Origin of the sequence: Streptomyces curacoi, from assembly GCF_001513975.1 — a bacterium.
In the GTDB taxonomy this organism is placed as follows: Bacteria; Actinomycetota; Actinomycetes; order Streptomycetales; family Streptomycetaceae; genus Streptomyces; species Streptomyces curacoi.
On the sequence record NZ_KQ947992.1, the window covers coordinates 384,489 to 393,633 of the forward strand.

The following is a 9,145-nucleotide window of genomic DNA, read 5'->3' on the forward strand; positions in this document are numbered from 1 at the left end:
GCGAAGCCGAGAGTGGGGGAGGACGCGGACTTCGAGGCGGAGGTGATCGGCTCGAAGCTGCCGGTGCTGGTGCAGTTCACGGCCGAGTGGTGCGGGCCGTGCCGGCAGCTGGCGCCGGTGCTGAGCAGCATCGCCGCCGAGGAGGGGGAGCGGCTGCGGATCGTCCAGCTGGACGTGGACCGGAACCCGGACACCACCATCGCGTACGGCGTGCTGTCGACGCCCACGCTGATGGTCTTCCAGGGCGGTGAGCCCGTGAAGTCGATGGTGGGGGCACGGCCCAAGCGCAGGCTCCTGGAGGAACTCGCCGACGTGCTGTAATCCCGGACCGGCAACCGGGCCGAAAGCCCGGGCCAACAACGAGAAATCCCCCGAGCAATTGCGCTCGGGGGATTTTCTTGCGTATATTCAATGGTTCGCGACTTCATGGGGACTGAGTCGCAATCAAGTCCAGTGAGCACACTATATCGGCGCGGGAGTGGAATTGTCAAACAGCGATGAAATTCGTGGTGAGCAGGAATTCATCGACGCCCTGTACGCGCGCGTGGACGCCCTGCGCGGTGACACCGAGGCCGGCGTCACGGACGCGCTCGCCCAGGGCGACACGCCCATGCAGGCCCGGCTGGAGCGGGACATCCTCGTCGCCGAGCGGTCCGGGCTGCTCGCCGCGCTGAACGCCGTCGACGGCTCCCTCTGCTTCGGCCGCATCGACCACACCTCCGGCGTCAGCCACCACATCGGCCGTATCGGCCTGCGCACCGACGACGCCGAGCGCACGCCGATCCTCATCGACTGGCGGGCCGACCTCGCCCGCCCCTTCTACCTGGCCACCGGTCACACCCCGATGGGCATCAGGCGCAGGCGGCACATCACCACCAGCGGCCGTACGGTCACCGCCCTGCACGACGAGATCCTCGACCTCGGCGACGCGACCAGGACCGGCCACGAGGACCCGAGCGGCGACGCCGTGCTCCTCGCCGCCCTCAACTCGGCCCGCACCGGCCGGATGAACGACATCGTGCAGACCATCCAGGCCGAACAGGACCAGATCATCCGGGCCCCGCACCGCGGGGTGCTGGTGGTCGAGGGCGGCCCCGGCACCGGCAAGACCGCCGTCGCCCTGCACCGCGCCGCCTACCTCCTGTACGAACACCGGGAACTGCTCGCCAAGCGCGCCGTCCTGATCGTCGGCCCCAACCCCGCCTTCCTCGGCTACATCGGCGAGGTGCTGCCCTCGCTGGGCGAGACGGGCGTGCTGCTGGCCACGGTCGGCGAGCTGTTCCCCGGTGTGCGGGCGACGGCGACCGACACCCGTGAGGCCGCCGCGGTGAAGGGGCGCGCCGACATGGCGGACGTGCTCGCCGACGTCGTACGCGACTGGCAGGCCCTGCCCGACCCGGTGATCACCATCGAGCACGACCGCGAGATCCTCATGCTCGACGACGACCTGGTGCGGGTGGCCCGTGAACGCACCCGCGCCGCGCGGCTGCCGCACAACGTGGCCCGCGAGCACTTCGAGGGCCACATCCTCAACACGCTCACCGAGCTGTACGCCGAACGTGTCGGCACCGACCCCTACGACGGCACGAGCCTGCTCGACGCCGGCGACATCACCCAGATCCGTGACGAACTCGCCGAGAATCCCGAAGTCTGGGCCGCCGTCGACCAGTTGTGGCCCCGGCTGACACCGCAGCGCCTGGTAGCGGACTTCCTCGCCGACCCCGTCGGCTATCTCCCCGACGAGGACGCCGCCGCCATCCGCCGCCCGGTCACCCGGGCCTGGACCGTGGCGGACGTACCGCTGCTCGACGAGGCCGCCGAACTGCTCGGCGAGGACGACCGGCCGGCGCGGGCACGGGCCGAGCGCGAGCGGGAGACGCAGGTCGCGTACGCGCAGGGGGTGCTGGACGTGTCGTACGCCTCCCGGACCTACGAGTTCGAGGACAAGGAGGACAGCGACCCCGACGGCTCCGAGGTGCTGTCGGCGCACGACATCATCGACGCCGAGCGCTTCGCCGAACGCCATGAGGAGGACGACCACCGCAGCGCCGCCGAGCGCGCGGCGGCCGACCGGACCTGGGCGTTCGGGCACATCATCGTCGACGAGGCGCAGGAGCTGTCGCCGATGGCCTGGCGGCTGCTCATGCGGCGCAGCCCGACCCGCTCGATGACCCTGGTCGGCGACCCGGCCCAGACGGCGGAGGCGGCGGGCGTCGGCTCCTGGGCGAAGATCCTCGAACCGTATGTCGAGGACCGCTGGGAGCACACCCGGCTCGGCGTCAACTACCGGACACCGGCCGAGATCATGGAGCTCGCGGCGGCTGTCGTGCGCGCCGAGAACCCCGACTTCGAGCCGCCGAGCTCGGTGCGCTCGACAGGGGTACGGCCCTGGGTACGCGCCACCGACGACCTGCCCGCAGCCGTCGCCGAGGCGGTCGAGGAACTGACGCCCACCGAGGGCCGGCTCGCGGTCATCGCACCCCGCCATCTGCACCGCAGGCTGGCGGCGCGGCTGGACGGGGTCACGGCGGGGGCGGAGCCGGACCTCACGCGGACCGTCGTCCTCCTCGACCCGCGTCAGTCCAAGGGCCTGGAGTTCGACTCCGTGCTGGTGGTGGAGCCGGGGCTGTACGGCACGAGCGATCTGTACGTGGCGCTGACTCGGGCCACACAGCGGTTGGGGGTACTGCACACGGGTCGGCTGCCGCAGCGCTTGGCGGAAAGCTCGCCGGCACCGGCGTGACCGTCCCTGGAGGGCCTGCGGCCCCCAGGCCCCCGCTTCGGCCCTGAACGGGCCTCGTCCTCAAACGCCGGAGGGGCTGAAAAGCCAGCCCCTCCGGCGGCGAGGAAACTAGGCCGGACGCAGCCACACCGTTGCCAGTGGTGGCAACGTCAGCCGGATGCTGGCCGGGCGGCCGTGCCAGGGCTGGGCCTCCGGCTTGACGGGGTCGGGGTTGATGACATCACTGCCCCCGTACTTCGCCGCGTCGGTGTTCACCGTCTCGTGCCACGCCGGCACGTCCTCCGGCACCCCGACCCGGTACTCGTACCGGACCACCGGCGACATGTTCGACACCGCCAGCAGCGGCGCCCCCTCCGCGTCGAAGCGCAGGAACGCGAACACGTTGTCGTCGGCCGCGTCCCCGACCACCCACTGGAAGCCGGACGGGTCGGTGTCCCGCTGCCAGAGCGCCGGGGTGTGCCGGTACACCGTGTTCAGGTCGCGGACCAGGTCCCGCACGCCCCGATGGTCCGCCTCCGCCCCGTACGCCGGATCCAGCAGCCACCAGTCCGGCCCGTGCGCCTCCGACCACTCCGCGCCCTGCGCGAACTCCTGCCCCATGAACAGCAGCTGCTTGCCCGGGTGGGCCCACATGAAGCCCAGGTAGGCGCGGTGGTTGGCGCGCTGCTGCCACCAGTCGCCCGGCATCTTCGACACCAGGGAACGCTTGCCGTGCACGACCTCGTCGTGGGAGATCGGCAAAACGTAGTTCTCGCTGTACGCGTACACCATCGAGAACGTCATCTCGTTGTGGTGGTACTTGCGGTGCACCGGCTCCTTGGCCATGTACTCCAGCGAGTCGTGCATCCAGCCCATGTTCCACTTCAGCCCGAAGCCCAGGCCCCCGAAGCCGCCCGGCCCCGACACGTGCGTAGGGCGCGTCACGCCGTCCCAGGCCGTGGACTCCTCGGCGATCGTCACGACCCCCGGCACGCGCCGGTACACCGTCGCGTTCATCTCCTGCAGGAACGCCACCGCGTCCAGGTTCTCCCGCCCGCCGTGCACGTTCGGAACCCACTGGCCCGGCTCACGCGAGTAGTCGAGGTAGAGCATCGAGGCGACGGCGTCCACCCGCAGCCCGTCGATGTGGAACTCCTCGCACCAGTACACCGCGTTCGCCACCAGGAAGTTGCGCACCTCGCGCCGCCCGAAGTCGAACTCCAGGGTGCCCCAGTCGGGGTGGGCGGAGCGCAGCGGATCCTCGTGCTCGTACAGCGGACGCCCGTCGAACTCGGCCAGCGCCCAGTCGTCGCGCGGGAAGTGCGCCGGCACCCAGTCCATCAGGACACCGATCCCGGCCTGGTGCAGGGCGTCGACCAGGTACTTGAAGTCGTCCGGGGTGCCGAGGCGGGCCGTGGGCGCGTAGAAGCCGGTGACCTGGTAGCCCCAGGAGCCGCCGAAGGGATGCTCGGCGACCGGCATCAGCTCGACGTGGGTGAAGCCCAGGTCCTTGACGTAGGCCGGCAGCTGCTCGGCCAGTTGACGGTACGACAGACCTGGCCGCCAGGACGGCAGGTGAACCTCGTACACCGAGAACGGCGCCTCGTGCGTCGGGATCTGCCCGCGCCGCGCCAGCCACTCCGCGTCGCCCCACTCGTGGTGCGAGGCGTGCACGATGGACGACGTGTCGGGCGGGGCCTGCGTGCGGCGGGCCAGCGGGTCGGCGCGCAGCGTCTTCGAACCGTCGGGCCGGGTGATCTCGAACTTGTACAGCTCGCCCTCACCGATGCCGGGCACGAACAGCTCCCAGACACCGACGCCGCCGAGCGAGCGCATCGGATACCCGGTGCCGTCCCAGTAGTTGAAGGTGCCGGCCAGGGACACGCCGCGCGCGTTCGGCGCCCACACCGTGAACCGGGTGCCGGTCACGCCCTGGTGCGTCATCGGCTCGGCGCCGAGCGCCCGCCACAGCTCCTCGTGCCGCCCCTCGCCGATCAGATGCAGGTCCAGCTCGCCCAGCGCGGGCAGGAAACGGTACGCGTCCTCGGTCTCCTGGACCGTCCCCTCGTAGGCGATGAGGAGCCGATACCCCGCCGGTACGTCCCGCAGCGGCAGCAGTCCGGAGAAGAACCCCTCCCCGTCGTCGTGCAGCTCGGCCCGCAGGTCCCCCACGACGACGGTCACCGACAGGGCGTACGGCCTGAAGGCCCGGAAGGCGACACCGCCGGGCACCGGATGCGCGCCGAGGACGGAGTGCGGGTCGTGGTGCGTGCCGCTGAGGAGCCGGTCGCGGTCGGCGGCGTCTAGGGCGGGGGAGACGGCGACGGGCGCCTCCGGCGGCGGAGCGGCCTTCGCGGGGGACGTCTTCTGCGCGGGGATCTTCCTGGGCGCCGTCTTCTGCGCGGGGATCTTCTTCGCGGCGGCCTTTTCCGTGCCGGTGCTCTTGGCCGTCGTGCTCTTGGCCGCAGTGGTCTTCCCCGCCGTGTTCTTCGTCCCCGTGCTCTTCGCGGCGGTCGTCTTCGCGGTGGTCTTCTTCGCGGTGGTCTTCTTGGCCACGGTCTTCTTCGCGGCGGTCTTCTTGGCGGCCGTCTTCTTCGCCGGAGCCTTCTTGGCGGCGGTCTTCTTCGCCGCGGTCTTCTTCGCGACCGTCTCCTTCGCCGCGGCGGCCTTGGTCGTCGCCTTCTTCGCCGTCGCTTTCGCCGCCCCCTTCCTCATGGCCTCCGCGGCCTTCTCGGCGGCTTTCGCCGTCTTCGCCGTCGCCTTCTTCGCGACGCTCGTCTGCTCGGCCGTCTGCTCTGCGGTCTCCTTGGAATCCGAACCGCTGGAGGGAGTGGTGCGGGGGGTCACGGGCGGGGCCTCCTCGGCGAAGGTGGGGATGCGGGTGTGGGTGCGGGGATGGAGGGGGTCGGGGTGCCGCCGTCCGCGGCGAGGCGGCGTATGGCGGACAGCGGTACCGGGAGCCAGTCGGGGCGGTGGCGGGCCTCGTAGACGACCTCGTAGATCGCCTTGTCGGTCTCGTACGCCCGCAGCAGCACCGGATCGGTCCGCGGATCGGCGCCGCTGACCTGCGCGTACCCGGAGCAGTACGCGGCCCGGCAGCTCTCGGCCCAGCCGGGTATCGGCGGGTCGGCCGAGTGGGCCGCGTAGTCGAAGGAGCGCAGCATTCCCGCCACGTCCCGCACCGGCGGCTGCGGCATCCGCCGCTCGGCCAGCGGCTTCGACGGCTCGCCCTCGAAGTCGATCAGCCACCACCGCCCGGCGGGCGAGCGCAGGCACTGCCCGAGATGCAGGTCGCCGTGGATGCGCTGGGCGGTCCAGGTGCTGCCCTCGGCGGCCAGGCCGGCCAGCGCCTCGAAGGCGGAGCGCAGGCCGGGCGCGTACGGCTGGAGCGCGGGCACCGCCTGCGCGGCCACGTCGAGCCGCTCGACCATGCCGTCGACCAGCTGCTGCACCTGCGTGTGCCCCAGCGTCACGGTCGGCAGGGTGCGGGCCAGCGCCGTGTGCACCTCGGCGGTGGCGCGCCCGAGCGCTCGGGCCGCCGCGGCGAAGTCCTCGCCCTTGGCCAGCTCGCGCAGCGCCAGCTCCCAGCCGTCGGCCGCGCCCTGCACGAAGGGCTGGAGCACGCCGAGGACATACGACTCGCCCGCCAGCTCCGCCCGGATCCAGGCGGTCGGCGCGGGCACCCGCTCACAGCCCTCGCGGGCCAGCGCCAGCGGCAGCTCCAGGTCGGGATTGACGCCGGGCACGATCCGGCGCAACAGCTTCAGGATGAACGTATCGCCGTAGACGACCGACGAGTTCGACTGCTCGGACGTGACCAGGCGCGGCACCAGACCGGACCGGATCCGCTGGCTCCCGTCGCGTTCGAACCGCAGCCCGCCGATCCGGGCCCCGGTGCGCAGCGCCTCCAGGAGCAGCTCGGTGGGGCGGGGGTCGTGCAGGGCGTCGTACACCGTGCGTCCGGCGAGCGGGCCCTCGGCCACGTGTCCGATCAGCGCGGGCGCCAGCCGGGGCGGCAGCGCCTCGCGCTCTCCTATGAGGAGCTGGTAGCAGTCCGCGGGCTGCTCGGGGGCGCCGGGCACGGGGGCGAGCGGCTGATGGGCGCGCACCAGCAGGTGGTACAGGCCCAGCTTGCCGCCGGGCGGCAGCAGCTCGGTGGCCGCCACCAGCGAGAATCCGGTGACCGGGCGCCCCTTTCCCGCGAACCACCGCTGCCGCGGCAGCCACTCCCGCAGTAGGGGGTCCAGCGACCCGAGAAGGCCGGGAGGGGGTGTGAGGGTACGGGTGACGGCTTCCGACATGGCGTCGTGTCCTTTCCCCGGGCCGGTCGGGGTGGTTACTGATGCGTGCCCCGGGCGGGGCGGGAGAAACCGCCCCGCCCGGGCTCTCAGGCGGCGTCCTTGCGCAGCCGGAACCAGTAGAAGCCGTGCCCGCCCAGGGTCAGCAAGTACGGCAGTTCACCGATGGCCGGGAATCGCACCCCGCCGAACAGCTCGACCGGATGTCGCCCGGTGAACCTCCGCAGATCCAGCTCCGTCGGCTGGGCGAACCGGGAGAAGTTGTTCACGCACAGGACGAGATCGTCCTCGTATTCGCGGAGAAAGGCGATCACGGCCGGGTTCGACGACTGGAGTTCCGTGTAGGAGCCGAGTCCGAAAGCCGGGTTCTGCTTACGGATCTCGATCATCCGGCGGGTCCAGTGCAGAAGCGACGAGGGCGAGGACATCGACGCCTCGACATTCGTCACCTGGTAGCCGTAGACCGGGTCCATGATGGTCGGCAGATACAGCCGTCCCGGGTCGCACGAGGAGAAGCCGGCGTTGCGGTCCGGGGTCCACTGCATCGGTGTGCGGACGGCGTCCCGGTCGCCGAGCCAGATGTTGTCGCCCATGCCGATCTCGTCGCCGTAGTAGAGGATCGGCGAGCCGGGGAGCGACAGCAGCAGGGCGGTGAACAGCTCGATCTGGTTGCGGTCGTTGTCGAGCAGGGGCGCCAGCCGGCGCCGGATGCCGATGTTGGCGCGCATGCGGGGGTCCTTGGCGTATTCCGCCCACATGTAGTCGCGTTCCTCGTCGGTGACCATTTCGAGGGTCAGCTCGTCGTGGTTGCGCAGGAAGATGCCCCACTGGCAGCCGGAGGGAATGGCCGGGGTCTTGGCGAGGATTTCCGAGACCGGGTAGCGCGATTCCCGCCGGACGGCCATGAAGATCCGCGGCATGACGGGGAAGTGGAAGGCCATGTGGCATTCGTCGCCGCCGCTTTGGTAGTCGCCGAAGTAGTCGACCACGTCCTCCGGCCACTGGTTGGCCTCCGCCAGCAGCACCGTGTCCGGGTAGTGGGCGTCGATCTCCTTCCGCACCCGCTTGAGGAACTCATGGGTCGCGGGAAGGTTCTCGCAGTTCGTGCCCTCTTCCGCGTAGAGATAGGGAACCGCGTCCAGCCGGAAGCCGTCGATTCCCAGGTCCAGCCAGAACCTCAGCGCGGAGAGGATCTCCTCCTGCACGGCCGGGTTCTCGTAGTTCAGATCCGGCTGGTGGGAGAAGAAGCGGTGGAAGAAGTACTGCTTGCGGACGGGATCGAAGGTCCAGTTGGAGGCTTCGGTGTCGACGAAGATGATGCGGGCGTCGGCGTACGCCTTGTCGTCGTCGGCCCACATGTAGTAGTCGCCGTAGGGGCCGTCCGGGTCCCTCCTCGACTCCTGGAACCACGGGTGCTGGTCGCTGGTGTGGTTCATGACGAAGTCGATGATGACCCGCATGCCCCGCTGGTGGGCGGAGTCCACGAAGTCCACGAAGTCGGCGAGGTCGCCGAACTCGGGCAGGACGGAGGTGTAGTCGGAGACGTCGTAGCCGCCGTCCCTGAGCGGTGACTTGAAGAAGGGCGGCAGCCACAGGCAGTCGACGCCGAGCCATTGCAGGTAGTCGAGTTTGGCGGTCAGGCCTTTGAGGTCGCCGACGCCGTCGCCGTTGCTGTCCTGGAAGGAGCGGACCAGGACCTCGTAGAAGACGGCGCGCTTGAACCAATCCGGGTCACGGTCCTTGGCAGGAGTGTCCTCGAAGGTGTCCTGAACGGGCTCGTTGACGATCATTTTGTGGGTGACCCTCCGATCTGCGGGGTGGACGGTCGCAGGACGGTGAGGATGTGCGCGGGCCTGTGTCCCGGCTCCAGACGCACATAGTTGGCCCTGCCCCAGTGATAGGTCTCGCCGGTGAGCTCGTCGCGCACCGGAACCGACTCGTGCCAGTCCAGGCCGAGTTGCGGCATGTCCAACGAGACCGTGGCCTCCTGGGTGTGGTGGGGGTCGAGGTTGGCGACCACTAGAACCGTGTTCGATCCACTTCGCTTCGAGTACGCGATCACCGCTTCCTGGTCCGCGTGGTGGAAGTGGAGGTCGCGCAGCTGTCGCAGGGCCGGACTCGCCCT

6 protein-coding genes are annotated in these 9,145 nt (G+C 70.3%); 2 read left to right on the forward strand and 4 right to left on the reverse strand.

What is annotated here, in order from left to right; genetic code table 11:
- The first annotated feature begins 12 nt into the window (after positions 1-12).
- Both trxA and AQI70_RS29870 read left to right on the forward strand, forming a co-directional pair.
- Positions 13-321 (forward strand): thioredoxin, encoded by a 309-nt coding sequence (trxA, locus tag AQI70_RS29865; RefSeq protein ID WP_244181883.1) that lies wholly within the window; start codon positions 13-15, stop codon positions 319-321.
- A 181-nt stretch (positions 322-502) separates the two neighbouring features.
- Positions 503-2,743: a HelD family protein gene (locus AQI70_RS29870; RefSeq protein WP_079051543.1), complete on the forward strand. Its 2,241-nt coding sequence runs from the start codon at positions 503-505 to the stop codon at positions 2,741-2,743.
- 108 nt (positions 2,744-2,851) lie between these two features.
- Here AQI70_RS29870 and glgB read toward each other — a convergent pair whose 3' ends face one another.
- The 4 genes from glgB to AQI70_RS29890 all read right to left on the reverse strand — a co-directional run.
- Positions 2,852-5,569, reverse strand: a complete 2,718-nt coding sequence (gene glgB / locus AQI70_RS29875) for a 1,4-alpha-glucan branching enzyme (RefSeq protein WP_079051533.1) — start codon at positions 5,567-5,569, stop codon at positions 2,852-2,854.
- Complete coding sequence (locus AQI70_RS29880; RefSeq protein ID WP_062155493.1) at positions 5,566-7,023, reverse strand: maltokinase N-terminal cap-like domain-containing protein; 1,458 nt, start codon at positions 7,021-7,023, stop codon at positions 5,566-5,568. Before AQI70_RS29880 ends, glgB begins: the two co-directional genes overlap by 4 nt.
- Before the next feature lie 86 nt (positions 7,024-7,109).
- Positions 7,110-8,810 (reverse strand): maltose alpha-D-glucosyltransferase, encoded by a 1,701-nt coding sequence (gene treS, locus AQI70_RS29885; RefSeq protein WP_062155495.1) that lies wholly within the window; start codon positions 8,808-8,810, stop codon positions 7,110-7,112.
- On the reverse strand, positions 8,807-9,145 hold a 339-nt coding region (locus AQI70_RS29890), incomplete at its 5' end, for an alpha-glucosidase C-terminal domain-containing protein (RefSeq protein WP_244181884.1). The genes AQI70_RS29890 and treS, both read right to left, overlap by 4 nt.

Coding starts and splice junctions, on each gene's coding strand:
- treS (WP_062155495.1), bottom strand. CDS start 8,810: ATGATCGTCAACGAGCCCGTTCAGGACACCTTCGAGGACACTCCTGCC.
- AQI70_RS29880 (WP_062155493.1), bottom strand. CDS start 7,023: ATGTCGGAAGCCGTCACCCGTACCCTCACACCCCCTCCCGGCCTTCTC.